23 protein-coding genes are annotated in these 25,662 nt (G+C 60.4%); 7 read left to right on the top strand and 16 right to left on the bottom strand.

The features are described from left to right. Positions 1-338 precede the first annotated feature (338 nt). Positions 339-2,072: a tyrosine-type recombinase/integrase gene (locus tag ACZ5TB_RS02130; RefSeq protein WP_464791838.1), complete on the bottom strand. Its 1,734-nt coding sequence runs from the start codon at positions 2,070-2,072 to the stop codon at positions 339-341. 293 nt (positions 2,073-2,365) lie between these two features. Then, a complete protein-coding gene (purB, locus tag ACZ5TB_RS02125) occupies positions 2,366-3,682 on the bottom strand; it encodes an adenylosuccinate lyase (protein WP_464779174.1) in 1,317 nt (438 codons plus the stop codon). A 270-nt stretch (positions 3,683-3,952) separates the two neighbouring features. Here purB and ACZ5TB_RS02120 point away from each other — a divergent pair, with 270 nt between their 5' ends. Then, positions 3,953-4,339, top strand: a complete 387-nt coding sequence (locus tag ACZ5TB_RS02120) for an EF-hand domain-containing protein (protein ID WP_464791837.1) — start codon at positions 3,953-3,955, stop codon at positions 4,337-4,339. Positions 4,340-4,443: 104 nt separating this feature from the next. On the opposite strand, the gene ACZ5TB_RS02115 is transcribed toward ACZ5TB_RS02120, so the two are convergent. From ACZ5TB_RS02115 to ku, 3 genes are read right to left on the bottom strand one after another with little or no spacing between them, the layout of a single operon-like run. Continuing rightward, entirely contained in the window at positions 4,444-4,629 is a 186-nt protein-coding gene (locus ACZ5TB_RS02115; protein WP_449471522.1) for a hypothetical protein, read from the bottom strand. Between the two features lie 59 nt (positions 4,630-4,688). Next, complete coding sequence (gene ligD, locus ACZ5TB_RS02110) at positions 4,689-7,184, bottom strand: DNA ligase D (protein ID WP_464791836.1); 2,496 nt, start codon at positions 7,182-7,184, stop codon at positions 4,689-4,691. 3 nt (positions 7,185-7,187) lie between these two features. Then, entirely contained in the window at positions 7,188-8,054 is an 867-nt protein-coding gene (ku, locus tag ACZ5TB_RS02105) for a non-homologous end joining protein Ku (protein WP_464791835.1), read from the bottom strand. A 167-nt stretch (positions 8,055-8,221) separates the two neighbouring features. Between ku and ACZ5TB_RS02100 the strand changes: the two genes are divergently transcribed. Next, positions 8,222-8,557 (top strand): hypothetical protein, encoded by a 336-nt coding sequence (locus ACZ5TB_RS02100; protein ID WP_464791834.1) that lies wholly within the window; start codon positions 8,222-8,224, stop codon positions 8,555-8,557. Continuing rightward, a complete protein-coding gene (pyrF, locus tag ACZ5TB_RS02095; RefSeq protein WP_464779169.1) occupies positions 8,554-9,228 on the top strand; it encodes an orotidine-5'-phosphate decarboxylase in 675 nt (224 codons plus the stop codon). The genes ACZ5TB_RS02100 and pyrF overlap by 4 nt, the downstream gene beginning before the upstream one ends. Positions 9,229-9,279: 51 nt before the next feature. Here pyrF and ACZ5TB_RS02090 read toward each other — a convergent pair whose 3' ends face one another. From ACZ5TB_RS02090 to ACZ5TB_RS02070, 5 genes are all read right to left on the bottom strand, one after another. Further along, complete coding sequence (locus tag ACZ5TB_RS02090; RefSeq protein ID WP_464791833.1) at positions 9,280-9,933, bottom strand: outer membrane protein; 654 nt, start codon at positions 9,931-9,933, stop codon at positions 9,280-9,282. A gap of 130 nt (positions 9,934-10,063) precedes the next feature. Next, positions 10,064-14,161 carry a translocation/assembly module TamB domain-containing protein gene (locus tag ACZ5TB_RS02085; RefSeq protein ID WP_464791832.1) on the bottom strand — a complete coding sequence of 1,366 codons (4,098 nt, stop codon included), beginning with the start codon at positions 14,159-14,161 and terminating at the stop codon, positions 10,064-10,066. A gap of 77 nt (positions 14,162-14,238) precedes the next feature. Continuing rightward, a complete protein-coding gene (locus ACZ5TB_RS02080) occupies positions 14,239-16,287 on the bottom strand; it encodes an autotransporter assembly complex protein TamA (RefSeq protein WP_464791831.1) in 2,049 nt (682 codons plus the stop codon). Between the two features lie 93 nt (positions 16,288-16,380). Further along, positions 16,381-16,860, bottom strand: a complete 480-nt coding sequence (locus tag ACZ5TB_RS02075; protein ID WP_464791830.1) for a DUF1465 family protein — start codon at positions 16,858-16,860, stop codon at positions 16,381-16,383. Positions 16,861-16,972: 112 nt separating this feature from the next. Next, positions 16,973-17,152 carry a YdcH family protein gene (locus ACZ5TB_RS02070; protein WP_464779165.1) on the bottom strand — a complete coding sequence of 60 codons (180 nt, stop codon included), beginning with the start codon at positions 17,150-17,152 and terminating at the stop codon, positions 16,973-16,975. A 189-nt stretch (positions 17,153-17,341) separates the two neighbouring features. Between ACZ5TB_RS02070 and ACZ5TB_RS02065 the strand changes: the two genes are divergently transcribed. Next, positions 17,342-17,497, top strand: a complete 156-nt coding sequence (locus ACZ5TB_RS02065; RefSeq protein ID WP_196225701.1) for a YdcH family protein — start codon at positions 17,342-17,344, stop codon at positions 17,495-17,497. Between the two features lie 136 nt (positions 17,498-17,633). Here ACZ5TB_RS02065 and ACZ5TB_RS02060 read toward each other — a convergent pair whose 3' ends face one another. The 4 genes from ACZ5TB_RS02060 to ACZ5TB_RS02045 form a co-directional block, all read right to left on the bottom strand. After that, positions 17,634-17,996, bottom strand: a complete 363-nt coding sequence (locus ACZ5TB_RS02060) for a PilZ domain-containing protein (RefSeq protein WP_464779164.1) — start codon at positions 17,994-17,996, stop codon at positions 17,634-17,636. A gap of 64 nt (positions 17,997-18,060) precedes the next feature. Continuing rightward, on the bottom strand, positions 18,061-18,525 hold the full coding sequence (dksA, locus tag ACZ5TB_RS02055; RefSeq protein ID WP_464779163.1) for an RNA polymerase-binding protein DksA: 465 nt from the start codon (positions 18,523-18,525) through the stop codon (positions 18,061-18,063). Between the two features lie 565 nt (positions 18,526-19,090). Beyond that, on the bottom strand, positions 19,091-19,786 hold the full coding sequence (locus ACZ5TB_RS02050) for a hypothetical protein (protein ID WP_464791829.1): 696 nt from the start codon (positions 19,784-19,786) through the stop codon (positions 19,091-19,093). 110 nt (positions 19,787-19,896) lie between these two features. Continuing rightward, the gene (locus tag ACZ5TB_RS02045; RefSeq protein WP_464791828.1) at positions 19,897-20,337 is read right to left on the bottom strand and encodes a host attachment family protein; all 441 of its coding nucleotides are present in this window, start codon (positions 20,335-20,337) and stop codon (positions 19,897-19,899) included. 91 nt (positions 20,338-20,428) lie between these two features. Between ACZ5TB_RS02045 and serS the strand changes: the two genes are divergently transcribed. The 3 genes from serS to rimO all read left to right on the top strand — a co-directional run bounded on the left by serS (position 20,429) and on the right by rimO (position 24,313). Then, positions 20,429-21,706: a serine--tRNA ligase gene (serS, locus tag ACZ5TB_RS02040; RefSeq protein WP_464791827.1), complete on the top strand. Its 1,278-nt coding sequence runs from the start codon at positions 20,429-20,431 to the stop codon at positions 21,704-21,706. A gap of 127 nt (positions 21,707-21,833) precedes the next feature. Further along, the gene (locus ACZ5TB_RS02035; protein ID WP_464791826.1) at positions 21,834-22,883 is read left to right on the top strand and encodes a potassium channel family protein; all 1,050 of its coding nucleotides are present in this window, start codon (positions 21,834-21,836) and stop codon (positions 22,881-22,883) included. Positions 22,884-22,930: 47 nt separating this feature from the next. Then, positions 22,931-24,313, top strand: coding sequence for a 30S ribosomal protein S12 methylthiotransferase RimO (gene rimO / locus ACZ5TB_RS02030; RefSeq protein WP_464791825.1), 1,383 nt, complete (start codon positions 22,931-22,933; stop codon positions 24,311-24,313). A 172-nt stretch (positions 24,314-24,485) separates the two neighbouring features. On the opposite strand, the gene ACZ5TB_RS02025 is transcribed toward rimO, so the two are convergent. Further along, on the bottom strand, positions 24,486-25,334 hold the full coding sequence (locus ACZ5TB_RS02025; protein ID WP_464791824.1) for a DUF4163 domain-containing protein: 849 nt from the start codon (positions 25,332-25,334) through the stop codon (positions 24,486-24,488). After that, positions 25,334-25,537: a hypothetical protein gene (locus ACZ5TB_RS02020; protein WP_196225693.1), complete on the bottom strand. Its 204-nt coding sequence runs from the start codon at positions 25,535-25,537 to the stop codon at positions 25,334-25,336. Before ACZ5TB_RS02020 ends, ACZ5TB_RS02025 begins: the two co-directional genes overlap by 1 nt. Positions 25,538-25,662: the final 125 nt, after the last annotated feature.

The raw sequence follows: 25,662 nt of genomic DNA, 5'->3' as shown, positions 1-25,662 counted from the left end.
AACGCGGGATTAGAAGCCAAATCTAATAATAACCCATATTTTTCAAATTGATATGCCAGATTCAATTCTGAAATCAGGGGTAAAATTTTTTTTCACCTGCTGATGATAATGCGTTCGGAAAGCTACCCGCTTTGGGAGCAGGCTCCGCCTGCCCTTTGCGCAATGGTCAGTGTGCGCTCGCAGGTCGGAATGTTGGACCATATGCATCATATTTGTATCGGTCGAAGCGATGCCCGCCGTCATCCACGATCAAACATCCTCTATTTTGCCCTCAGAAGCCCGTACAGCGCAATTTGAAGAATTTACCTACCGAGATAGCCGAAATAATTAAAAGCGCCCTATGGCACATTGTAGAGGTGCGTGAAGTCGACACCTTCGAAGCGTACATCTGAAATTATTTCAGCTATTCTTCCGATAGTTCCTTGCCGCAACTTACCATAGCCTGAGGTAACTGTCTTTTGACTATGCCCAAGGACAACAGCTATATCTTGATCGAAGTACCCAGCAAGACGCAACTGATCTGCCAAGCCATGGCGGAACGAATGCGCCCCAAAGCCGTCCCCCGCTTCCTTAAGGCCGATGCGCTCCAAGTACACTCGCCAAAACCGGGACGCCTTGCCGCTTTGATCCCGTTCATTCTTTTGGAGTTCGGGAAATAGCCGATGGTCACCATCCTTCGCAGCCCGCTCCCTTTGGGAACGTACGTGATCGATGAAGCCGATGGCGATCAGGGTGGAGTGCAATGGAGCAATACGGTCCTTGCCTGATTTGGTCGCCTGTCCCTTCGTCGGCTCGTTCTTAATTTCGATAAAATGAACGTCGCCCTCCTGCCGTACGTCCTCAAGCCGTAGCTGGGCTATCTCCCCTAGCCGTGCACCAGTGAATAAGCAGATCAGCGGAAGCCAGAAGCGCCAATCCCTTGTATGGACATTGCCTTTCTTGAACTCCTTACCATCCCGCAGGAACCCGGTGAATAGCGGCGACCGAAGGATGATGTTCAACTGCTCGACGGTGAAGGGTGGACGCGCATTCTTCTGTTTATCGACCTGATAGAACAGACCTGTGACCGGGTTCTCCTCTACATACCCTTCGCGCTTGGCCCACGAAAATAAGGCCGACACAGCAGACAGCTTTTTGTTGACCGTGACGAGGTCGAGGGTCTTCATCCCTCTCTCCTTGGCGACGGCGGCTATTTGCCGCAGAGGCATCCCTTTGAACTCGTTTCGCTTGCCATAGGTAATGGGGAGAGAGGTTTGGAGGTTGCGCCATTCTCGAACGTCGGACGGCTGGATCGACCGCAAGCTACGATCTACCCCTACGAACAATGCGAACTCGTCAACGAGCTTGCGGTCCTGCCGCAAGGTATCGGCCCGCTTCCTGCCTTCTCCTAGGCGGTGGGCTTCGTAAATATCGTATAGCTGGGCAATCCGCTCGCCATCACGCGCCCGCTGGTCTTTCCTCTTCATCGCGGCCTGAACAGGCGCGGATGGCACGAACGAATGTTCGGTATCGTCAATGATTGCTACCGCCCTTGCAAATGTATCGGTCCCTGCCCGCGCCAACTGATGTACAAACTCATCGAATTGGAGGCTGCCGTGGGGCAAGTCCCATCCGCGCTTCTGAATCTGCCGCACAGCGTGACCGCGCCAGTAGGTGTAGTCCTCACCTTTTAACCGGCGAACGGAATCGATGTGCCGACGCTCGAACTCAGCACGTAGCGCTTGGTAACTTGCTTCACCAAGGCGGGCCTTCACCTTTATCAACTGATCCACACGTTCGCTTGCACGTTCATATCCAACGACCAGCGCCGCCTCTTCCAACTCCACTTCTGTAGGGCGGATGGGTACCAGTGAAGCTTTCTCGGCCTTTTTAGACAGCAAAGCAGCCTCCACCCTAGACTTCCAAGCCATCAGGGTAGGCAGCGCCAGTGCCTCAGCTTGGCGACGATCAGGGACGCCAAGAGACTTGGTAAATTCGCGCCTGCCGATGACGGGCCGGGCTGCAACGGGAACCATCATCCGAAGCTGCCAGTGCTGGGATTGTGGACGTTTGCGGAGGTAACTATTCAGCATTAAAATTCATTCCGTGGGTGAAACAGCGTAACATGTGCGCGTAGCACTGCCACAGTTCAAACCCGCAGAAAACCGCGACTCCGAGGACTTCTAAGGGGTTTCTTAGCGCACCTGACCGGCGACTTAGCCCTCCTCTCTCCCCGACCACATAATTTTCATATCAAAAGCCTTGAGGCGTCAGCCGCGCAACATGCGATGCCGCCGACCACCCGTAGTTTTTTGCTGCATCCTGACAGCACATAAAAAAGGGCGCGTTTCCGCGCCCTTTTATCATATGAGCTTTCAACGGCCCGTCATGCTTCTCCAAACACGCGGCGGAAGATCGTGTCCACCTGCTTGAAGTGATAGCCGAGGTCGAATTTCTCTTCGATCTGCTCAGCGGTAAGGGCTGCGGATACTTCGGGATCGGCCTTCAGCAGTTCGAGAAGCGAAAGCTGGCCATCCGATTCCCAGACCTTCATCGCGTTGCGCTGGACATAGCGATAGCTGTCCTCGCGCGAAACGCCCGCCTGGGTCAGCGCCAGCAACACCCGCTGCGAATGAACAAGACCGCCCATCTTGTCGAGGTTCTTCATCATGCGTTCGGGATAGACGAGCAGCTTGTCGATGACGCCGGTCATACGGCCCAGGGCAAAGTCGAGCGTGATGGTAGCATCAGGACCGATGTAGCGTTCGACCGACGAATGGCTGATGTCGCGTTCGTGCCACAGGGCAACATTTTCCATCGCGGGCAGCGCATAGCTGCGCACCATGCGCGCAAGACCCGTCAGATTTTCCGTCAGAACGGGATTGCGCTTGTGCGGCATTGCAGAACTGCCCTTCTGGCCGGGGGAGAAATACTCCTCCGCCTCCAGCACTTCGGTGCGTTGCAGATGCCGGACCTCGACAGCCAGCCGTTCGATCGAGCTGGCGATGACACCCAAGGTCGCGAAGAACATCGCGTGGCGATCACGAGGAATGACCTGGGTCGAAACAGGTTCGACCGCCAGGCCCAGCTTGGCCGCGACATGTTCTTCGACACGCGGGTCGATATTCGCGAATGTTCCTACCGCACCGGAGACAGCACAGGTCGCGATTTCCTCACGCGCCGCGACAAGGCGGGTTCGGCACCGGCTGAACTCGGCATAGGCCTCCGCCATCTTCAGGCCGAAAGTGACGGGTTCGGCATGGATACCATGACTGCGCCCGATCGTCGGCGTCAATTTATGCTCAAACGCACGGCGCTTGATGACGTCGAGCAGCTGATCCAGATCCTCGATCAGTATGTCAGCCGCACGGGAAAGCTGCACGGCAAGGCAGGTGTCCAGCACGTCGGAAGAGGTCATGCCCTGATGCATGAAGCGCGCTTCGTCACCAACCTGTTCGGCTACCCAGGTCAGGAAGGCGATGACGTCATGCTTGGTGACGGCTTCGATGGCGTCGATCGCTGGCACGTCGATGGCGGGGTTGGTCGCCCACCAGTCCCACAGCGCCTTGGCAGCCGATTTGGGCACCACGCCCAATTCACCGAGCGCTTCGGTGGCGTGCGCCTCGATCTCGAACCAAATGCGAAATCGAGCCTCGGGCTCCCAGAGAGCTGTCATTTTCGGGCGGGCGTAGCGCGGGACCATCGAACGAATCCTGATTGCTGATAAAAAAGTTCGCGCGCCGCCTAGCAGTCCAGCCATTCAAGGGCAAATCGCGCCCTCAATTGGGTTCGCGCGTCCGTACCGGCAACTTTTTACCCCGAATATCGCAGCGTTCAAAGACGGGATGAGCCGGTTTCGCAGCCGAACTGCCGACGCTGAATGGATATTCAGGAAACGCAGCCGTCACTTATGTATTCATGCGTCAAGCCATCGAGCAACTGACCTGCTCGACCGCTGCCGAGGGAGAAAGTGATGTTACGCGGCCTTATACTGTCTGTTGCGCTGTCTGCCGCTGTTCCGGCCATCGGACAGGTTGGCTCTGTGCCCGGTAGCCCACAGACAAGTGCGAGCACATCTCCTCAAAGCCCGGCGGCGACACCGGCCGATACCGTCGCATCCATCGTCGATAGCGAATTCCCGGCCTATGATGCCAATGGAGACGGGCAACTCGACAAGGCCGAGTTTTCGCGTTGGATGGTTGCGCTCAAGGATCAGGAGATGAAAAGCAGCGGTGAAAAACTATCCGCCGCTGACGTCACAGCTTGGGCCGATGGCGCATTCAAGACAGCTGATGCGGATAAAAGCACGTCCGTGAGCAAGCCCGAACTCATCACCTATCTGAGCCGCGGCGCCGCGTAATTGCCGCTCCGCAATTATCGAGGCTGACAAGAACCCGGTTTATGGGTCACAGCATGGGGCGGCGTGGAGCAAAGGCCATGCCGCCTCCCTTTTAGCCCAATCGATCAGCCACGTTTTTTATTTGTATACAGAAGCGCTGCAACGATGGCGGCCGATCCTATGCCGACTGCGGTGCCCATCCACACGCCTCGGCCCGCTGTCTTTCGTGCAGCAGTCGCGAGATCGGGCTTTGCTTCTGTTGCCTGTTCGGGGGCGCCTGCGTCGGGCGCGTCTTTGTCGGACTTGGTCATGGTGAATCGGCTTATGCAACAAGGTCGCGCCAGAGAAAAGATAGCTGTCAGATATCAGTTCAATAATCGGGCAGCGTCTGCCGCGCTTCTCCCCATCCCCGCATCTCTCGTGATGCCGCGCGGGCGATCAATTCATCCACGTCCGCGATAGTGAAGGCCCCCGGCCGATCAATATCCTCCAGTTCGTTCCAATTGACGGGCACCGCCACCGGAGCATTCTCACGCGCCCTGACGACATAGGGAAGCACCGCCGTAGCCCCCCGCTGATTGCGCAGCCAGTCGATGAATATCCGGCCCTTCCTCTTGGCCTTACTCATCGTTGCCGTGAAGCGATCGGGTTCGGCGGCGGCTAGCGCCCTTGCGAAGCGGTCGGCGAAATCCTTGACCTGTGGCCATTCGGATTCGGGCGTAAGCGGGACAACCACATGCACGCCCTTCCCACCGGACAACATGGGAAAGCTGGTGAGGCCGATGTCTTCGAGCGTCCGGCGAATGTCGCGGGCGGCCTTCTTCACATCGTCAAAGTCTAGGCCTTCGTCCGGATCGAGGTCAAAGATCAGCCGGTCAGGCTTTTCGACATCCTCCACCCGGGAACCCCACCCATGGAATTCAATCGTACCCATTTGAACGCAAGCTATCAGCCCATCGATATCATCCACATAAAGATAGTCCTGCTCGTCACCGTCCTTCTCACGAATAGAGACGTGCTTCACATGGTCACCAAAACTGCCGCTGTCATGCTTTTGGAAAAAGCATTTCTTCGCCCTTCCCTGTGGGCAGCGCACCAGGCTTATCGGACGGTCCGCTATCCAGGGCAGCATGATCGCCCCGGCGGCTTCATAATAGTCAGCCAACTGCCCCTTCGTCACCTTCGCTTCCGGAAAGATCAGCCGGTCACGATTTGAGACATGAACGTCGCTTTCCTGTTCAGGCACAGCCATCACCTTCTCCCGAGCTACTTCGCCCGCCTTCTTGTCCTCGCGTAGGCCAAGGAAGCTTCCGTGACGCACGACATTGTCGCTGGTGAACTCCGCGAAGGCGATTTCGGCGACCAGATCAGCGCGCACCCATTTGGCGCCGCGGGCTTCGCTGCGTGATATTTTCAAGGGCGGAGATTGGCGCGCTCGTGCCTTCAGTTGGCGAAGCAGGTGGTCACTGTTCGACGCATTGAACCCCGTTCCGACCTTTCCGGCGTAGACGAGCCCCTGATCATCATTCTGCGCTAGAAGGATGTTACGGATCGCGCGCCCGCTTGCGGAACTGGCAGTCCATCCAACAATCACAAATTCCTGCCGACGGGTGCATTTGACCTTGAGCCAGTTCTTCGTTCGGGCGCCCCGATAAGGAGCGTCCGCTCGCTTGCAGATTATCCCTTCCTGTCCTGCCTCGCACATCGTTCGGAACAGCTTTTCACCAGCGCCGATGATATGGTCGGAAAAATGCACATGCGCGCTACCCTGACCCAGCAGAGCCGCGAGCTTTTCCTTACGCGCGACGTTGGGCTGCCATGTCAGATCCTCTCCTTCCAGTGAAAGAAGATCGAAGGCGAAGAGGTGGAGGGCACCTTTACCCTCGCCCTTCAACACCTGCTGCAGTGTCGAAAAGTCCGGGTTTCCATCGACCCCGAGTGCGACGATTTCTCCATCTATCAGCATGGGTGGCAGGTTCATGCCGCCTATTTCCTTCGCCAGCGGCGCGAAGCGGTCAGTCCAGTCGAGACCGGTGCGCGTGAACAGCTGAACATGACTGCCAGAAACGCTGATCAGGCTGCGATAACCATCATATTTGATTTCATGCAGCCAACCATTGCCCGTGGGAACGGCATCGACCAGCGTCGCTAGCTGCGGCGCCTGAAATGGCGGCCCTTTTTCGTTCCGGCGGCGCTTGGCGGAAGGCGGGATCGGCGTCGGCCTCTTCGCTTGGTCCATGGCGGCATCGAAAGCCTTTCCGCGCTTACCCTTTAACGAGGTGGCTGGCGCGTTGGCGGCAATCTCGCCCATTGTTCGGCCACTCTTGATACTGGTCAGTTCGCGTCCGACCAGATCCTCGGCAGGGCCGGCATAGGCATCGTCGATCTTGCGCAGCAGCCAATTCTCCCTCTTTCCTTCGCCGGGCCGGGGTTTCAGGCGGATCAGAAGCCACTCCCCCTTCATCCGTTTGCCGTGAAGGACGAAGTGAAGATGTCCTTTCGCCAGGTCTTTTGCGCTTTTCCCGGGCACGGGTTCCCAAGTGCCCTCATCCCACAGCATCACGGTGCCGCCGCCATACTCTCCCTTCGGGATCGTGCCTTCAAAGCTCGCATAGGTTAGCGGATGATCTTCCGTGCGAACGGCAAGCCGCTTGTCGGCGGGGTCAAGGCTGGGGCCGCGTGTCACCGCCCAGCTTTTCAGGACGCCATCCACTTCCAGCCGGAAATCATAGTGCAGACGCGTGGCATCATGCTTCTGCACGATGAAGCTGTTGCCGCTCGTGCGGGTCCGTTTTCCCGCCGGTTCCTTCGTTCGGGTGAAATCGCGCTTGCGATTATATTCCTTGAGGGGATCGGCTTCGGCCATATGTCAGGCCCGCTTGCGCGTGGTAGCCTTGGTGCTGGTGGTGCGCCGCGCGGCCGGTTTCTTGGCGGGCGCGCGTTTCGCCCCGGTATCGACGGATTTCTTTAGCGCCGCCATCAAATCGATCACATTGCCGCTGCGCTTGACCGGAGCCTCATCCTCGTCCTCGATGATGCGGCGGCCCTTGGCCTTCTTCTTCTTTTCGATCAGCCGTTCAAGCGCATCGACATAACGGTCGTGGAAGCTGTCAGGTTTGAAAGGCGCAGTCTTCTTTTCGATGAGCGCCTCGGCAAGGTCGAGCAGCTCCGGATCAGGCTTCACATCCTCAATTTCGCGGAAGTAAGACTGGGCGCGATTGACCTCATCGGCATAGCGAAGCGTCTCCAGCACCATGCCGCGACCACAAGGCTTCAGCGAAACGATATATTCCCGGCCGCGCATCGCGAGTTGACCCAGCCCGACTTTCTTCGCCCGCCGCAATGCCTCGCGCAGGACAATGAACGCTTCTTCCGCAAGATCATCCGCCGGCACGACATAATAGGGCCGCTCATAATAGAGGACGTCGATCTCATCAGCGTCCACAAATTGCGTCAGTTCGAGCGTTTTCTTGCTCTCCAGCTTGACCGCATCAATCTCCTCGGGCTGAAGCAGCACATAGTCGCCCTTGCTGACTTCATAACCCTTCACGATGTCCTCTGGCTTGACCGGACCAAGGCCGGGGACGGTTTTTTCGTAGCGCACACGCTTGCCGCTGGGCTCGTGAATCTGATGGAAGGCTATCTGGGCGCCAGACTTCGTAGCCGCATAGATTTCGACGGGAATGGACACGAGGGCCAGCCTGATTTGCCCCTGCCAATATGCGCGCGCCGCCATGTCCTGAACCTCCTTGCCGCAAGGAAAATGCGCAGGCGGGCACAAGGGTTCCGGCATGCAATCGGGCGACTTTCTGGCCCCCCGACACCAGCAAATCCGACGAGGTGCTTCCGAACTACGCCGAAATGGCATAAGCTGGTTCGATTATCAGCTAGAGGACATGCCGAATGCAATTCCTGCGGACTGCCTTCTGGGTTGTCTTGGCCGTCGCGATTGCCTTGTTCTGCAAGGCGAACAACCGGCCTACCGAAATCAAGATATGGGGCGACATCGTGTGGGAGACGCGTATCTGGTTCCCCATACTCATCGCCTTTCTGGTGGGCGCCGTTCCCTTCTGGATCATGGCCCGCACCACGCGTTGGCGGATGAAGAGGAAATTGGAAAGCACGGAGCGGGCGCTGATCGCCGCAACCGCCACGGCTGCTCCCACCGTACCGCCTGCCAGCATCGCAGACGACCTTTCCATTTCTTCTCCTTCCCTACCCGCTACAGGAACAGCATGAGCAGCCCCATTTACGTCGCCATTGATACGCCCGACCTCACCAAAGCCCAGGATCTGGCCCGGCGTGTGCGCGGACATGTAGGCGGGTTGAAATTGGGGCTCGAATTCTTCTGTGCACATGGCCACCACGGCGTGCGGGAAATGATGAAATTCGATCTACCGATCTTTCTCGACCTGAAGCTGCACGACATCCCCAATACGGTCGCAAAGGCCGTTCAGGCGCTCCATGGCCTGGAACCAGCGATCCTCACCGTGCATGCGGCGGGCGGGCGCGCCATGTTGGAGGATGCAAAAGCAGCCGCGGGCGTCAATACCAAGGTCGTCGCGGTAACCGTCCTCACCAGCCTGGATAATAGCGACCTTGTGGATATAGGGGTTGGCGGCAAGGCGGAAGATCAGGTGACACGGCTTGCCGACCTGGCGCGCAGTGCCGGACTGGACGGCATCGTCTGTTCCGGGGAAGAAGTCGCGCTAGCCAAACGTGCCTGGCCCGACGGATTTTTCGTTGTGCCGGGCGTTCGGCCGCAAGGGGGCGCCATGGGTGATCAGAAGCGCGCCGTCACACCAAGAGAAGCATTGGACAGGGGTGCGTCCATCCTTGTCGTGGGACGGCCAATCAGCCTGGCGGAAAACCCGGACATGGCCGCACGGGAAATCGAAGCGACATTATAATAGCGGGAAGACGTGATAGGAGGATCAGCTGCGGCTGATCCTCCTGCCCCGTCAGAAGCGCCAGCCCACGCTGGCCACGACCTGATGACGATCCGTATCGATGTCGAATTCGCTGCTCGTCGCGCCATCCATGAAGTCAATGTGCGCGCTGTCATATTTTGAGTAGCGATATTCCAGCTTTCCGAACATATTTTCGTTGAAGGCGCGTTCAACGCCGCCACCTATGCGCCAGCCATCGAGCTTGAAGGCGGTGTCGGTGGTTTCGTCGGTATCGCCTGCAAGCACGTTCAGCTTGGTATTGGTGTAGCCACCCTTCACATAGACGAGAGTGTTCGGGCTTGCGAGGATACCCGCACGTGCGCCGATATACAGGTCACGGCCCTGGCTCACCCGGCCGAAACCAAACTGGCTGGTAAAGGGATTCCTGTTGCTCTTGGAAGTCGAATCCGTGAATTCGCCCTCAACACCCACGACAGCGCCACCCAGATTGAAATCGTAGCCCGCGCCTACGCCATAAAGCAGACCGTCGATCGACTGGTCATCTTCACCATTGTCATTGTCCACGCTGCTGCCTGCGCCGGTATGATCATAGCCCAAAATGGCTTCGACCCTTGGCCCGGTGAAAGTGGCACCGGCATCCTGTGCCAGGGCAGGAGAGGCTACGGCCGATCCAGCCAGCAGGGTTGCGACCATTATTTTCCGCATAGGATACTCCATTGTCACTCACCTCCTTGAGGAGGAAGTGGTTGAAGCCCCACAGCAGGCAATGGTTTCATGAACCTCAGATAAACAGCTGAAATTGTGGTATTTTGGCAACGGAGAAGGGCGATCCAGGTCAGTAATCTTTCGATACGCGGACGTCCGCGCTTTCCCGGCCAAGAGTGGAAATCGACGCCAGCAGAGAAAGCCAACGGGTGACCTGATATTCCATCCGCGTCGCGGAATAGCCTTGGCCATCGGTAATGAGTTCAACATAGGTCTTGCGCGTCAGATATTTTCCGGCCGCAACTGAGGTCCCCTGCCCCTGCGTAGGATCGGCTGCGATGATGCGCAGCCGGTCAAGTCCGGCAGCTTTGCGCACTGCGTTGATCGGATCAAGCCCTCCGCCACCCTGGAGCGATCCGACGGCCGAAGCGAGCTGCAACGCCTCCGGCGCGGAAAGATTGGTTATCGATGTACCGAACAATATGCGGGAAAGCAGCTCGTCCTGCGGCAGGGCGGGCACGCTGGTGAAGCTGATATCGGGCCTGAGACCTGTGCCACCCACATGGATCATCGCCGTCAGGTCGTTGACGTTGGCTTCCGCATCGATGTCGAGCGTGGGATTCGTTGGCGTGCGGCCATCAAACTGAATCTTGCCCTCACGCAGTTCGAAACGGCGCCCGGCGAAGGTGTAACCTCCACGAACGAGCTCTGCCGTGCCGGAGATTGCAGGACTGGTCACGGTGCCAGCGATATCCAGATTGGCACGCCACTCACTATCAAGGCCCAAACCTGTGACCGTCAGGCGATTGCGCGCCCGCGTCTTGATAGCGAGAGCCCACGGCCGATTTGTGCGGGGCCGTTCGATCTCTTCGCCGTTACGGTTGACCTCTGTGACGCGAAGCTCCGGAATCTGGGCGATTGCGGCTGCACGGCCCAAGGTGAAACGGCTGCGATTGAGCAGCAGGTCGCCACCAATGGTTCCGTTGACGCCGTCCGAACGCAAGGTGATCGGGCCGGTGACCGTAGCGGCTATGTCGTCGCGGTCCAGCAGCGCGGCATCGTCCGCCTGCAACCGCAAATCCATGCCGACCCCGGCAATTCCGGCGAAGGTGAAGCTGCCCGTCCCGCTGACAGTTCCGCCATTCTTGGCATTGGCGGAAAAACTCGACATGACCAATTGCGCGCCGGAAAACCGTCCACGCGCCTTCACATTATGCAGCCGCATACCGGTCACGGCGCTGTTGATTGATGCCGTGTCAGTCGCGAGCGCGCCGGAAATCACGGGATTACCAAGCGTACCGCGCGCGTCGGCGGAAACACTCACGGGGCCGGAGATGTCGATTATCTCCACCCCGGTCAGGCGCCAAAGCGTATCCGCAGTCCCTCGGAATCGCAGCTGACCAAATAGAGGCGCCCGGTTCAGCCGATCGATCAGGCTCCCTTGCGTGCCAAGCGGCGTCAGCAAGACCTGCGCCCGCCCAATAGTCTGGCCCTCGGCGGCGAACAGCATGCGCGCCGCAAGCCGGTCATTGGTCAGAACCGCGTTCACCCCGGCATCGACGGGCCGGGAACTGAGCGACAATCCCGAACGCGACAGGCCGCGCACGCGTAGTTCCGCCTTTCCGGTGGGCATGCCGCCCCGGCTATGCACATAGCTGAGCGATCCTGTGGCGGTGCCGCCCAGGCCCAGATTATCGTAAGCGATATCCAGAAAGGAAAGCGGCAGCTTCTGCACGCGCCCTTCGATGCGCGTCGTCTGGCCGCTTAGCTCTCCACCCAATTGCAGGGAGCCGCCAGCATAGCTGATGGTCGCCGGTGACAATCGCCAACCGTCAGCACTGCGGGTCAAAAGCGCAGGCCGGGTCAGCCGGATCGCTCGCTTATCCACCGTGCCTCGTGCGGCGACGCGGATGCGATCGGGTTCGACCTGTGCTTCACCTTGCAAGTCAAAAAGACGGCCGCGCTGGCCCGAAAGACTGGCCTTCACCGTTCCGCGCCCGCCGGTCAGATCAGCATTAGCGGCCATCCTGCCGATCAGGATGCCCCCTACTCGCAAGCCTCGGGCCTGCGTCACGGCATTGATCGATGTCCCGGCGGGATCGAGCAGAACCGTCGCTTCCAGCTTGCCGCGACGCACCGCGATTTCCGTGGGACCATCAAAGCTGGCGTCCGTAGCGTCGAGCTTCAGGACCAGTTGCTGAATGTCGTTCACGGGGACAAATGCGATGCTTCCATTGACGGGACCAGCGACATTCAGCTGCCCTTCAAGGCCGCCCGTCATAGGACGCAGATCACCGCTGGCGGTTATCCCGGACAGGGCGAGCTTCGCCACCCTCACAACGGCCTGAGCGCCGCGTGGCAACAGAATTTGGCCCTCACCATTGAAGGCGCCCAGCGTCGATCCGCCTAGAGCTGTGAATTGATACCCGGCGTCGTCCGGGACCAGATGCACGCGCATGTCGGCGACGCCCAATGCGTCGAGTGGCCGTTGAAGCAGCAGGTCAATCGTCGGCTGCTCAATCCTGCCGTCAAGCGTCAGGCGTACCGGCCCATATCGCTGATGCGTGCCGCTGCCTTCAAAATGGAAGCTCCGGTCGGGCCGACGATATCCATCAGCCGAAAGACTGAGCAGCGGCGCTTCAAGGCGCAGCCCCGTGAACATCAGGCGTTTGTCGGCGCCAAGCGAAAGATTGCTCTTCACCACCGGGAGGCCGCCGCCCAGGCCTTGTAGGAAACTGTTGTCCAACCGGCGCACGCGCGCCATTGCCGTCCCGCTGAGGCTGAACGCGCCGTTTCTTCCCGGCACCGCGCGCAGCTTGGACGTCAGATCCACGATGCCGAGACCACGAATGGCCAAGCCGCGTATCTGTCCATCCAGACCGAAATCATAACGACCGGTCCTGAGATCGGCGAGCATGACCAGCTTGCCGCTCAGCTTGTCCGACCGAACCGGCATGGGATTGGTAAGGAGCTGCTGTCCTTTGACCTGTAACACGCCATCCAGCACGAAATTGCGGATGATGCCCTCGACAAGTTCGCCCTGCCCATCCAGCCGCCGCGCACGCAGGTGCAAGGGGATCAGCAACGGCCCATTGCCGACCTTGCGGCCCTTACCCTCTGCGCGCACGTCGCTGATCACCGTACGGTCAAACGCAAGCTGTCTGGCTCTCAACAAATATTCGTAGCCGACGCTGGAGAAGGCACCATCCAGCCGCACCCGAGCGGTGACGTCGCGTCCCCGCATCGACTTGAGTAAGGCTTGGGGCCGCGCAAGCTTCACATCGATCAGCATATTATCAAATGCGGAGTTACGCAGATCGAGGGCGCCATCAGCACTCAGCGCGATGGCTTCTGAACGCAGGGACAGTTTGCCGTCCAGCACACGATCCTTCAGCTCTCCGTGCGCTTCCAGCGAAAGGCGCGGCGAAGCTAGACGCTGTACCAGCCCTTTTCCTGCTATGGCCGATGCTTCGATCGATCCGGTCGCGGAATAGATGCCGCTGCGGGCTGCAAGCACCATGTCGACCGCAGGATCACCGTCGAGCGTACCAGCCAGCCTGCCATCCCAGCGTGTCCAGCTGCCCTCCCCCCGAATCCGCAGGTTGCCGTCCTGCCGCAACCCCACCATGGTCGCCAGAACGCCGCCAGATGGCGCATTGACGGTTACATCCAGGTCGAACCGATCATCATCCGGGCGACTGTCGAGCGCGAGGTTGATCGCATCCTCCTGCCCCAAAACCCGCGCGGAAAGGTCGATGACTGCTCTTCGGTCACGTATGTCAGCGTCACCGGAAATAGTGGCCTGTTCAATGCGCCCGCTGATATTTTCCGCTATGACCAGTCGGCCTACCGAAAACTGCATCAACCGGATGTCAAAGCCGGGAAGGATCGGCCCCTTCTGCTTGCCGGGGTTAAGGCGTGGCAGCTTGTGCAGCGTCGCCACGGGAATGTTCAGCCGGTCGATGTCCAGACGGTTTGAAAGCCACGCCAGCGGCCACCAATCCAGTTCTATGCGCGGAGCCGTTAGAAAGGCGCCCTTGGGATCGGACAGCTTCACGCCATAAAGGATGGCGCGGCGGTAAATGCTGCCTTCGATCCGATCGACATGGATACGGAGGCCCGACGGCGGGCTGATCTTTGCAACACGCGCAACCAGGAAGCGGTGCCCGGCCGACGTATCGAGCCACACCAGCGCCGCCGCCGCTGCAACCAGGAGAAGGGCAAGCATGCCCACTATCCACCGCTGCCATCGCCCATCCCAGGCCCGATGACGCCGCTGCGGCCGCTGTACCTCATCCTCGGCCATCAGAAGGCCTGTCCGAGGGAGACATATACGGCAACCCGCGGATCACCCTTCTGCGGGTTCAATGGCGTGCCGACGTCGATCCGGATCGGGCCGAAGCTGCTATAATAGCGCAGCCCCATGCCCGCGCCGATGCGCATGTCTTTAAAACGTGGCAGGAAGCTGGTGGAGATATTGCCCGCATCCACAAATGGCACGACACCGAAGTTCCCGAAACGAACGCGCGTTTCCAATGAGAATTCAGCAAGGCTTTTGCCGCCGATCGGATCATTGTTCGCGTCGCGCGGACCGATGTCCTGATAGCCATAGCCCCTGACCGAAGCGCCGCCACCGGCATAGAAGCGCCGCGATGGCGCAATCTGATCGACCGTGGACCCCAGGATCGTGCCGAAGCGGGCGCGCGCCGCCAGCACTATCCGTTCATTCACCGGCTGATAAACGCTGCCGTCCAACTGCACGCGGGAATAGCCGAAGGTCCCATTCTGGAAGGACAATTCGGGACTGAACCGGCCGCCTAGCCGAAAGCCCCGGCTGGGGTTCAAAAGATCGTCGCTGCCATCATAGGTGAGAGTGAGCGGCACTGCGCCGATCAGAAAGGTGCGCCTGTTGCCGCCGCTGAAAGCATCTTTTTCATCCGACGCGATCAGTTCGGCCCCAACTCGCCAGACCCATTTCTTCTGAAACAAGATATTGGTTTGCCGTTCCAGCGCCCCCGACAGGGTAATCGTGCGCGCGTCATAGGCATCGCGCTTGATATTGCTGATCGACACCAGCCCGGTCAGCACATGGTCACGCTCCCGGAAGTTGTTGCGCCGGTAGGTGAAGGACGCGGTTTGTTCCTGCGTCCCAAGCACCCCGCGCAATGTGACGGCGCCTTCTGGCGGAAACAGGTTGCGGTGCTGCCAGCTTACGGCGGCGCGATAACCTTCGCCAGTGCCATAGCCCAGCTCGCCAGCAATGGTCCGCAGCGGCGCGGGCCGGACATCCACGGCCAGATCGACATGCTTCCCATCGCCAGCGTCCTTGGGCGTCAGCGTGACCGACGATACCAGACCGGTGGCAACGATCGCGCTGCGCAAATCCTCGACATCCGACGCCTTGTAAGGATCGTCACGTTCAAAGCGGGCGATGCTCTCCACATGGCGCGCGTTGAACAGCTTGTTGTCCTTAAGGATGACCGATCCAAAGGTGCGGTAGGCACCCGGCGTCACGATGATATCCAGATCGCCCTTGCGTTCTTCATGGTCGATCCGCACCTCCGGCTCGCCAACCCTTGCGAACGGGAAGCCATTTTCACTCATGGCGAGCGAAAGAGAAGCCTGCCCCGCCAGAATCGCATCGGCATCGATGGGATCGCCCGCATGGAGAGGGAAAGCTTCACGCAGCCTTGTTTGCTGCTCGCCCGCTTCGGCCAAGCCCTGGAGATCGACCGAGGAAAGCAGATAGCGCGTCCCCGGCACTATCTCGAACCGCACGGCCAGCCTGCCTTCCTTCTCAGGTGAAACGGAAATAGCGCTACGAACGCGGGCCGCATAATAGCCCTTCGCGCGCAGCAGCCGGTCGAGCAGCTCGCTATCTTCCTTGATCCGTCGGTTTATCTGCGCGAGATTTGCGGGCTTCCCTTCTCCTTCACGCAACACCGACAATTGCTTGAAGCGACTGTCGAACTGTGTGTCCGCTATCCCGTCCAAACCATTGAGCTGAACGGAATAACGCTTTTCCTCACCCGAATCCGCGAAGGCCGCTGCTTCATCAGGCAAATCGACATCGGGCTGCTGAAGCGCGGGGCTTGTGGCATCGTCAGCAAGGTCGGGCGTATCGGCCGGATCGGGAGGCAGTGACGCAACCGCATCGGGCTGCCCCAGGTCAGGCCATTCCACGCCCAGGTCAGGCATGGGGTCCAGGGGCAACTCCTGGTCCGCCACATCCGCCGGCGGTTCCACGATTTGCGCATGCACGGCGGGAGCCGCCAAAAGCAGAGGCAGGATCAAAAGCCGGGAGGCTTGCGACATGGCTGATACGCGGCGAAAAGTCCGCAAGCCCGTGTTCATATCAACGGTCTAGCCCATTTGGGAAAGGAAGCGCCAGCCCGTACGATGAGCCTCCGCAGGAAGAAGCGACGAAACGCTTTTCACAACCCGACCTCAAAAGGCGGTGTTCAGGCGATCCATCAAGGCGCGAGCGGGGCTGTTGTCCACACGGCCGTGCGGACGAGCCATATGATCCATCCTGTCTTGCAGGCGCGCGACGCGCCCGTACAGTTCCTGACTGGCCTCGATCAAGGCGCGGGCCGCGAAGGGAAAAGCTGCCGCAATATCCGGGTCAGTTTCCGTCGCGCGGCCCAGCCGGTATTTCTCGTCGATCAGGTCGGCGTCTGATAACTCGCCCCGCTGCCACGCCCGTTGGCTCAACAGCCAGGCGATGATGTGCATGAGCCGGGTCGTCACCTTGAGGGATTCGCAGGCGAACGAGACGCGGCGGAGGGGATCTTCGATCTCAGCTTCCGTCATATCACGGCGGTCGAAATAGGCGCGCGCCTCATCGGCCATAACCATGGCTTCAAGATAGAGGCCATCGACAAGACGCCGATGCAAGCCACGGTCCAGAGTGACGGCAGGAGACATAGGCCGAATCACTGACATAAAAGCGGCTGCTTGTCAGTCCCGATGCAGGGATCTGGGGGCAGATTGTATCATTCAGGGCCGTTGTTAACCAACAATCGCCACGCACGGACGGTCAGGCGATGATGTCCGGCACCAGCGCATCCTCCAAAAGCGCGATCTCGTCGCGGAGTCGGAGCTTGCGTTTCTTGAGGCGGGCGATCTGCATCTGGTCGCGCCCTCCTGCGTCGACGAGCGCCTCGATGGCGCCATCAAGATCGCGATGTTCGACTCGCAGCAGTTCCAGCCGTCGCATGATGTCTTCCCGGCTCACCCACTACCCACTTTCTCGGCCATGTTGCGGACAGCCTCCTGATAACTCCCCAGACACTATCGGACCATCGCAAATTTGCACGCGCCCCATCGCAAAGCACCGATTCCCGAAAGACAGGCGGGGCAAATCATGATCTACTCGTTCGTCCATCACCCTCATCAGGAGAATGTCATGGAAAACAGCCACGTTTCAGCTCTTTCAGCCAAACATGCCGGGCTTGAGGCACGGATCAAGGCAGAGACGAGTCGGCCGATGCCCGACGCGATCCTGGTTGCCTCGCTCAAGAAGCAAAAGTTGCGGGTGAAAGAGGAAATGTCGCGAAATTGATCCGGCATTGAGATTGAGGGCACGGGGCTGCGGCAAAAGCGGCTCCGCCCTTACTTCCCGGACAATCGGGATTGACGCGGCGCTGGGAGGCGGCGCGTTTTTTCGTGAAGGAAATGGCGAGAAAAACGCGTTTTGGTCAGCGACCTATCTGGTGGAGGCGCAGATAGGAGGGGGCGCGGTGGGTGGCGCCGGAGGCTATGGGTTTGCGGGCGAGCCCAGGGTCGATCTCATGATCGAATGCAATACCGATCTTGCCATCTTTGGCCCACACGACCCGGCCGCTGACCCGCCCGACTCCGCGCAGTTCGAGCAGGATGTCGGCTCCCGAAGGGACCGGCCGTTCGCAATCCGCCATAAGGCCGGTTGCCGACAGATTACGCACGCGGGCGCGGCCGAGCGGCGTGCCCTCGTTCGTCGTGAGGTTGGTGAGCAGGAACAGGCTGTCCCGCGGGCCTGACCGTGCAGGTCCCCGTTCCGCCATTCCCTGATCGCTATCCATGCCCAATCCCTTGCAATGACCCGTTTATTTTGGGGCACATTGCCAATGACCAGTGGATAAAGTGTTAATCGTCGCGCGATACCTTTTCCTGCCGCTCATGACGCTCCTGCGCCTCGACAGTCATGGTCGCGATTGGGCGGGCTTCGAGGCGGCCGAGCGAAATGGGTTCGCCGGTCACTTCGCAATAGCCATATTCGCCCTCATCAATGCGGCGGAGCGCCGCGTCGATCTTCGAAATGAGCTTACGCTGGCGGTCGCGGGTGCGCAGTTCGATCGACCAGTCCGTCTCGCTCGACGCGCGGTCGTTGAGATCGGGTTCGCGCAAGGGTTCATTTTGCAGCACGGCCAGCGTGCCTTCCGCCTCAGCCAGGATCTGCTTTTTCCAGTCCCAGAGCCGCTGGCGGAAATATTCAAGCTGGAGGGGATTCATGAACTCTTCGTCGGGCGAAGGACGATAATCGGGGGGAAGCGTAACAGCCGATTTCGGCGGATTATGGCCGTCTTTATCGGAATTCAGGACCGATGCCATCTGGCTCTCCGACTCGAGGGCTCCGGTTCAAAAGGGCCGGTAGCCCGTGACTTATGATTGACGGCGCCTAATAACGAGCGGGACGGGACGACACAAGCGCGCATTCAAGAGAGCGAGCCGAACGCCGGAATTTTGGAACGGTGGCAACGCCACATGGGGGCGATTTACGCGCGCTATCGACGGCATCGGTCACAAAGAAGAACTCAAGCCCGGCCATTAACTCCCTTTGTATCAAAACGAGACGTTAACCATGAAGATTGGCGCTGTTCTATATCTACCACCAACTTATAGCCTATATTCAAGGTTAATGGCGTTGAAGTTTAGCGGTTATCTTGTCTTGTTACAGGGCAGGAAACAGCTTCCGGGTCTCAGAAGGCAACTGACGCGGCCAGAAGCTTGAAGACGAACAAGAGTGGATAGCTATGTCGGTACGGATGGCACTGGCCAAATTATGCGCCTGCACATGCGGTGGCGCGATCATCGGCGGGGGTGCCGTCCATGTCGCCGAGACCGCCCGACCGGCAGGAGTCTACAGCAGCAAGAGCGTGAAGGCCGCGCCCAAGCGCTATGCCGTCCGCACGGTGAAGCGCAAGGTCGTGAAGACGGTATCCTGCGCGCCGCAGACGGTGTCGGTAACGACGCATGCCGCGCCCATCCCCCTGCCCGCGCCAGTGGCTGCCGCTGAAATGCCGATCATGTCGGGCGGCGGCGGCGTCCCGGTCGTGATGGCAGGCGGCGGCGGCTTTGGCGGCGGCGGGTTCATCGGCGGCTTCTTCGGCGGCAGCGGCGGTGGCAGCAGCGGCGGTTCGGTCGTCATCTCTTCGACCAGCAGCTCGACGGGGGGCATCAGCAGCTCGACCAGTTCCACGACGGGCGGCGTTTCAACCTCGACCGGAGGGGTATCGACCTCCACGGGCGGCGTGTCCACGTCGAGCGGGAATGTCTCTACGTCCAGTGGGAATGTTTCGACATCCAGCGGCAACGTATCGACGTCGAGCGGGAATGTATCAACGTCGAGCGGCAACGTGACGAGCAGCTCGTCATCGTCGACGTCCAGCTCAACCTCTTCTTCCACATCGTCAAGCACGTCCTCGTCCACTTCGACGTCGTCGAGCACATCCTCGTCCACGTCGTCGAGCAGCTCGGGCGGGTCCAGCAGCAGCGGGGGCCATGATGTGCCCGCGCCGCCAATGGTTCTGCTGTTCGGCGCGGGAGCGGTGGCGCTGATGGCGCGGCGGCGCTTTGCGGAGCGGAAGGCCAAGGCGACTTGACAGCTTGAGCCCCGATCGGGGGCCGATGCAGCCTTTCACGCGGGGGCGTGAGGAGGGGCGGCCCGTGGGGGAGCCGCCCCTTTTTTTGCGGTCAGCGCGTTCAGGCTTGCGCGATGATCTTCTCAATCTCCGGCACGGGATGGTTGGCAAGGTCCTTGGCGATCTCGCCCACCAGGCGGCTTTGCACCTCCTTGTGATAGCGTTTGCGCATTTCGCCGAGCGCAGTCGGCGGGGCGACGATGATCAGCTTGTCAAAATCGTTGGCGAGTGCGCGACGCTTGAGCAGATCGGCGGCCTCCACGGCAAAGCGTGCCTCTTCCTGCTCATGGAAATCGGTCTGTTGCATCGCGCTGCGATGGCTGCCCACCGAATTGAAGGCGCGGCCGGGTGCGTCGGACGCCTGATCGCGGTCGTAAGGATTTTCCTGAACCTTGACCGTCTCGGCTTCCAGATTGGGCGCCATGCGATCGCCCTTGTTCCGGAAGAACAGCATCTTGCGACCGTCGGCAACCAGCACCATCGCGTCATGATCGATCCACATTCCCGGCTCCTTTCCTGATGGCTTGCAATCCCTAACGGACAGGGGCGCACAGGGTTGCGCGGCTGGTCGCGGAACGGCATAGGGCGGACGCATGCATGATATCCGTTTCATCCGCGAAAATCCCGCAGCTTTTGACGCTGGCCTCGCCCGCAGGGGCTTTGCGCTTTCGAGCGCGGACATATTGGCGCTGGATGAGCGAAGCCGGGCGATCAAGACGGAATTGCAGCAGGGTCAGGCCCGCCGCAATGAAGCGAGCAAGGCGATTGGCGCGGCCATGGCCGCCAAGGACATGGATAAAGCCGAGACGCTGAAGGCCGAAGTCGCGGCGCTCAAGGAAAGCATGCCCGCGCGGGAGGAGGAAGACCGGGAGGTGAGCGAGAAGCTGCACGCCCTGCTGTCGGCCATTCCCAACCTGCCCGCCGCCGATGTGCCCGAGGGCGCGGATGAGGCGGACAATGTCGAGGTCAGCCGTTGGGGCCAGCCCCGCGCGTTTGAGTTCAAACCACAGGATCACGCCGATTTCGGCCCGGCGCTGGGGCTGGATTTTGAGGGCGGCGCGGCTTTGTCGGGCGCGCGCTTTACCGCGCTGCGTGGGCAGATGGCGCGGCTGCATCGGGCGCTGGCGCAGTTCATGCTGGATCGCCAGTCGGGCGAGAATGGTTATGAGGAAGTGAACCCGCCGCTGCTGGTACGGGATGAGGCGCTATTCGGGACCGGGCAATTGCCGAAGTTCGCCGAAGACCTGTTCCGGACGACGGACGGGCGCTGGCTGATCCCCACCGCTGAAGTCTCCCTCACCAATTTGGTGCGCGAGCAGATTGTCGATGTGGCGAACCTGCCGATGCGGTTGACGGCGCTGACCCCCTGTTTCCGGTCCGAAGCGGGATCGGCGGGGCGCGACACGCGCGGTTTCATCCGCCAGCATCAGTTCGAGAAGGTGGAATTGGTCGCCATCTGCAAGCCCGAAGACTCCGAAGCCGAGCATGAGCGCATGTGCGCGGCGGCAGAGGGCGTGTTGCAGGCGCTGGGCCTGCCCTATCGCAAGGTGTTGCTGTGCACGGGCGACATGGGCTTTTCGGCGGCGAAGACCTATGATCTGGAAGTCTGGCTGCCGAGCCAGCAAACCTATCGCGAGATCAGCTCCATTTCCAACTGTGGCGATTTTCAGGCGCGGCGGATGAATGCGCGGTTCAAGCCGGAGGGCGAGAAGCAAACGCGGTTCCTGCATACGCTGAACGGATCGGGGCTGGCCGTGGGGCGGACGCTGGTGGCGGTGCTGGAAAATTACCAGCAGGAAGATGGCAGCGTGATCGTGCCTGAGGCGTTGGCGAATTATATGGGTGGTGTGACGCGGTTGGAGCCTCGGTGATACCAAAGGCCCTCCCGCATTTCGTCACCCCAGCGGATGCTGGGGTCTCGGGCGGGTGTGGCGTGATCTGGCCTGAGATCCCAGCTTCCGCTGGGATGACGGGAGTTTGGAGGGACCTGCGCACCCGATGAGGATCAATCCTGCCCGCCCTCCCCTGGCGCAGACCGGATTCCTGCGGCGGCGATCGTCCATGCCGATTTGGGCCGATCTGGTCTGGCGGGTCGGACTGGTTTTCGGGCTGATCGCGCTGGTTCTGCTGATCCACTGGGTCGGGCGCGATGGGCTGAAGGACAATCTGGACGACCAGATCAGTTTCGTCGACGTGCTGTATTTCACGACCGTCACTGTGACCACGGTCGGCTATGGCGACATCGTGCCGGTGAGCCCGGAAGCGCGCCTGTTCGAGGCGTTGCTCGTGACGCCGATCCGGCTGTTCGTATGGCTGATCTTTCTGGGGACGGCCTATAATCTGTTTTTCCGCAACATCTTCTACAGGTGGCGCATGGCACGCATTCAGGCCGATCTGCATAATCATATCATCGTCACCGGCTTTGGCACCAGCGGCGGCGAGGCTGTGCGGGAACTGCTGGCGCGCGGTATCGATCCGCGCGAAATCGTAGTGGTCGATCCACAGGAAAAGCCGCTGGTGGAGGCGGAGGATCTGGGCTGCAATGTGATGTGCGGCGATTCGACGCGAGACAAGACGCTGAAGGATGTGGCGATCGACCGGGCGCGGTCCATGATCGTGTCGGCCGGGCGGGACGATACGTCGATCCTGATAACGCTGACGGCGCGGCATCTGGCCCCTCGCCTTCCCATCAGCATCGTCGTGCGGAACGAGGATAATGAACTGCCCGCGCGGCAGGCTGGCGCGACGACGGTGATCAATCCGGTGAGCTTTGCCGGGCTGCTGCTGGCCGGAAGCACGAGCGGGCGGCATATCGCGGACTATATGGCGGACCTGGCCGCTTCGGGCGGGCGGGTGAAGCTGCACGAGCGCGTGGCGCTGGCGGAGGAGATTGGCGGGCCTTTGGCGGCGATCGGAACCGGGCTTGGCGTGCGAATCTATCGGGGTGAGCGGGTCATCGGCTTCTGGGAGGAAGGCGCGCAGAGACTCGAGCCGGGCGACCTTATCATCGAGATTGTTCAGGGGGATGGCGCGGGCGAGACGCGCTAATCCGGCCGTTCTTTCGGGCGGGCGTGACATTTGGCGCAAAAATCCCTATGTGCGCGCCGATCATGGCAACCAAAATTCCTGAAGCGCCGAAGGTCGGCATGGTGTCGCTCGGCTGTCCCAAGAACCTGGTCGATAGCGAACGCATCCTGACCAAGCTGCGGTCCGACGGCTATCTGATGTCCGCCGACTATGCTGGCGCGGACGTGGTGCTGGTGAATACCTGCGGTTTTCTTGATTCGGCGAAGGAAGAATCGCTGGAGGCGATTGGCGAGGCGATTGCGGAAAATGGCCGGGTTATCGTGACTGGCTGCATGGGTGACGAGGCGGACGTGATCCGCGCCAAATTCCCGCAGGTGCTGGCCGTTACGGGCGCGCATCAATATGAGCAGGTGGTGAATGCGGTGCATGACGCTTCGCCGCCGGTGCCCAATGCGTTCGTTGATCTGGTGCCTGAGGGTGGCCTGAAACTGACGCCGCGGCATTATAGCTATTTGAAGATTTCGGAAGGCTGCAACCATCGCTGCTCCTTCTGCATCATTCCTTCGATCCGGGGCGATCTGGTGTCGCGCAGGATCGACGCGGTGCTGCGCGAGGCGGAAAAGCTGGTGCATGCGGGGACGAAGGAACTGCTGGTGATCAGCCAGGATACGTCGGCCTATGGCGTCGATACCCGGCATGATCCGCGTCAGTGGAAGGGGCGCGAGGTGCGGGCGCATATGACCGACCTGGCGCGCGAGCTGGGGCAGTTGCGGACGAGCGAGGGCGTCGCGCCGTGGGTGCGGCTGCACTATGTCTATCCCTATCCGCATGTGGATCAGGTCATTCCGCTGATGGCGGAGGGGCTGCTGACGCCCTATCTGGACATTCCGTTCCAGCATGCTTCGCCCACTGTGCTGAAGGCGATGAAGCGGCCCGCGAACGAGGCGAAGGTGCTGGACCGCATCCGCAAGTGGCGGGGCATCTGCCCGGACATCGCGATCCGTTCGAGCTTTGTGGTGGGCTTCCCCGGCGAGACGGAGGCGGACTTCCAGTATCTGCTGGATTGGCTGGACGAGGCACAGCTCGACCGCGTCGGGGCTTTCCGGTTCGAGCCGGTCGAGGGCGCGGCAGCGAATGAGTTGCCCGGCGCTGTGCCGGAAGAGGTGAAGGAAGAACGCTACCAGCGGATCATGGAGAAGACGGCCGCTATCAGCGCCGCCAAGTTGCAGGCGAAGGTCGGGCGCGTGCTGCCGGTGATCATCGATGAGGTCGGCGAGGCAGACGAGGACGGTTCGATCGGCGCGACGGCGCGGAGTCAGGCCGATGCGCCGGAAATCGACGGCAATGTTTTCCTGCGCGATGTCGGTGAAGGGCGGAAGGCCGGGGACATCCTCGACGTGGTGATCGAGGATGCCGACGAGCATGATCTTTACGGAGCGCCGGTGGCGTAATGTGAATCAGCCCAGGAAGCATTACGCCTGGAAGAGAGTGCTCTAATCTAAATCTCCTGACCCGTTCAGGCTGAGCCTGTCGAAGCCCTTCCCTTCTTAAGGAAGTAGAGCCCTTCGACAAGCTCAGGGCGAACGGAGGAGGGGTGGTGTTCTATGCAACAGCTATGGCCGGTCAGCCTCCCGCGAACGCGTCCTGATATTCGGTCTTGATCGTTTTCAGCATGGCCGGATCGACGGCTAGCGGGACTTCATAGGTCCCTTCCGAATAGGGACCGGCGCTGTAGGGGCCGACGACGACGACGATCAGGTCTATGAGCTCGCCGCCGCGCGAGGTGGGGACGAGGACTTCCTTCATCGGGTCGATGCATTGGGTGAAGGGATCGTCGCCGCGCATGATCGGCCCGCCACGCTTTTTCGCGCGGGCCTTGTCGAGACCATCGCAGAAGGCGTCGTGGATCGCGGTCGCGAAGGCTGCGGGTGAGGTCATGAGCGCCTGCACGCTGGTTTCCCGCTTGCGCGCCTTGTCCCATAGCAGCACGTCATAGCCGGTCATGCCATGCGCGCCGCCGGTGTAGGTGTAGCGGCTGGAACGAAGCGACAGGAAGCGCGGCGTGTCGGCGGCTACGGTCCAGCGCGTTTCCAGACTATGGGCGTGGAAGGGGAAGCCGGACTGCTGCGCCGATTTGCGGTCGTCCGCCGCCATCTTGAGCGCGTCGGCCTTTCCGCTTTCCATGTCCTTGCGCAACTTCTCAGCGATCTGCGGCACGGCGGAGGCTTGCGCAGGCCAGGCGTAGAGAAATTCCAGCAGGTCGGTCTTTTCAGACTGCTGGAAAGGCTGGGACGGCGGCTCTGGCTGTTCAGCGCCCGCCATCCGGTTGACGAAATTGGCCGTGGCGACATCATTGCCGGTGTCAGCGACACTATCCGTTGACTGATCACCAGCCGAGGGGGAGCAGGCACAGAGAAAGAGGGCCAGTCCTGCGACCGGCCCTGCCTTCATTCGCATCGGTAAGCGCTGCATCAGTGCGGCTTGGCCGCCAGACAACGCTCGCTGATCGCCTTGCGGGCATAGCTGCTCTGAAGGACGGCGGCGGCGTTGGGCCAGCCTTCCGCGATCAGGGCTTGTTCAACCTGATGCGCGCCGTCAAACCGCCCGCTTTCGGCGAGTTGATAGGCACGCGCACGAAGCGCCTGCTGCCGGGCATTATCGCCATGCATTACCATGTCTCTCTCCTTGCCAGTTTGCGTTGGCATCAATCTAAACCCTTTGCCGGTCAGGGGCAAATGCGGGATGGCCGCATCGAGACGCCGACATCGCGAAAATGGGGCTTTCCAACCCCCTCATCCTT

Source organism: Sphingobium sp. TomTYG74, assembly GCF_055393875.1.
Note: the sequence above shows the minus strand (reverse complement) of the source record. Positions and strands in the feature narration are given on the sequence as shown.

Coding starts and splice junctions, on each gene's coding strand:
- ACZ5TB_RS02130 (WP_464791838.1), bottom strand. CDS start 2,072: ATGCTGAATAGTTACCTCCGCAAACGTCCACAATCCCAGCACTGGCAG.
- purB (WP_464779174.1), bottom strand. CDS start 3,682: ATGGTCCCGCGCTACGCCCGCCCGAAAATGACAGCTCTCTGGGAGCCC.
- ACZ5TB_RS02120 (WP_464791837.1), top strand. CDS start 3,953: ATGTTACGCGGCCTTATACTGTCTGTTGCGCTGTCTGCCGCTGTTCCG.
- ACZ5TB_RS02115 (WP_449471522.1), bottom strand. CDS start 4,629: ATGACCAAGTCCGACAAAGACGCGCCCGACGCAGGCGCCCCCGAACAG.
- ligD (WP_464791836.1), bottom strand. CDS start 7,184: ATGGCCGAAGCCGATCCCCTCAAGGAATATAATCGCAAGCGCGATTTC.
- ku (WP_464791835.1), bottom strand. CDS start 8,054: ATGGCGGCGCGCGCATATTGGCAGGGGCAAATCAGGCTGGCCCTCGTG.
- ACZ5TB_RS02100 (WP_464791834.1), top strand. CDS start 8,222: ATGCAATTCCTGCGGACTGCCTTCTGGGTTGTCTTGGCCGTCGCGATT.
- pyrF (WP_464779169.1), top strand. CDS start 8,554: ATGAGCAGCCCCATTTACGTCGCCATTGATACGCCCGACCTCACCAAA.
- ACZ5TB_RS02090 (WP_464791833.1), bottom strand. CDS start 9,933: ATGCGGAAAATAATGGTCGCAACCCTGCTGGCTGGATCGGCCGTAGCC.
- ACZ5TB_RS02085 (WP_464791832.1), bottom strand. CDS start 14,161: ATGCTTGCCCTTCTCCTGGTTGCAGCGGCGGCGGCGCTGGTGTGGCTC.
- ACZ5TB_RS02080 (WP_464791831.1), bottom strand. CDS start 16,287: ATGAACACGGGCTTGCGGACTTTTCGCCGCGTATCAGCCATGTCGCAA.
- ACZ5TB_RS02075 (WP_464791830.1), bottom strand. CDS start 16,860: ATGTCTCCTGCCGTCACTCTGGACCGTGGCTTGCATCGGCGTCTTGTC.
- ACZ5TB_RS02070 (WP_464779165.1), bottom strand. CDS start 17,152: ATGCGACGGCTGGAACTGCTGCGAGTCGAACATCGCGATCTTGATGGC.
- ACZ5TB_RS02065 (WP_196225701.1), top strand. CDS start 17,342: ATGGAAAACAGCCACGTTTCAGCTCTTTCAGCCAAACATGCCGGGCTT.
- ACZ5TB_RS02060 (WP_464779164.1), bottom strand. CDS start 17,996: ATGGATAGCGATCAGGGAATGGCGGAACGGGGACCTGCACGGTCAGGC.
- dksA (WP_464779163.1), bottom strand. CDS start 18,525: ATGGCATCGGTCCTGAATTCCGATAAAGACGGCCATAATCCGCCGAAA.
- ACZ5TB_RS02045 (WP_464791828.1), bottom strand. CDS start 20,337: ATGTGGATCGATCATGACGCGATGGTGCTGGTTGCCGACGGTCGCAAG.
- serS (WP_464791827.1), top strand. CDS start 20,429: ATGCATGATATCCGTTTCATCCGCGAAAATCCCGCAGCTTTTGACGCT.
- ACZ5TB_RS02035 (WP_464791826.1), top strand. CDS start 21,834: ATGAGGATCAATCCTGCCCGCCCTCCCCTGGCGCAGACCGGATTCCTG.
- rimO (WP_464791825.1), top strand. CDS start 22,931: ATGTGCGCGCCGATCATGGCAACCAAAATTCCTGAAGCGCCGAAGGTC.
- ACZ5TB_RS02025 (WP_464791824.1), bottom strand. CDS start 25,334: ATGCAGCGCTTACCGATGCGAATGAAGGCAGGGCCGGTCGCAGGACTG.
- ACZ5TB_RS02020 (WP_196225693.1), bottom strand. CDS start 25,537: ATGGTAATGCATGGCGATAATGCCCGGCAGCAGGCGCTTCGTGCGCGT.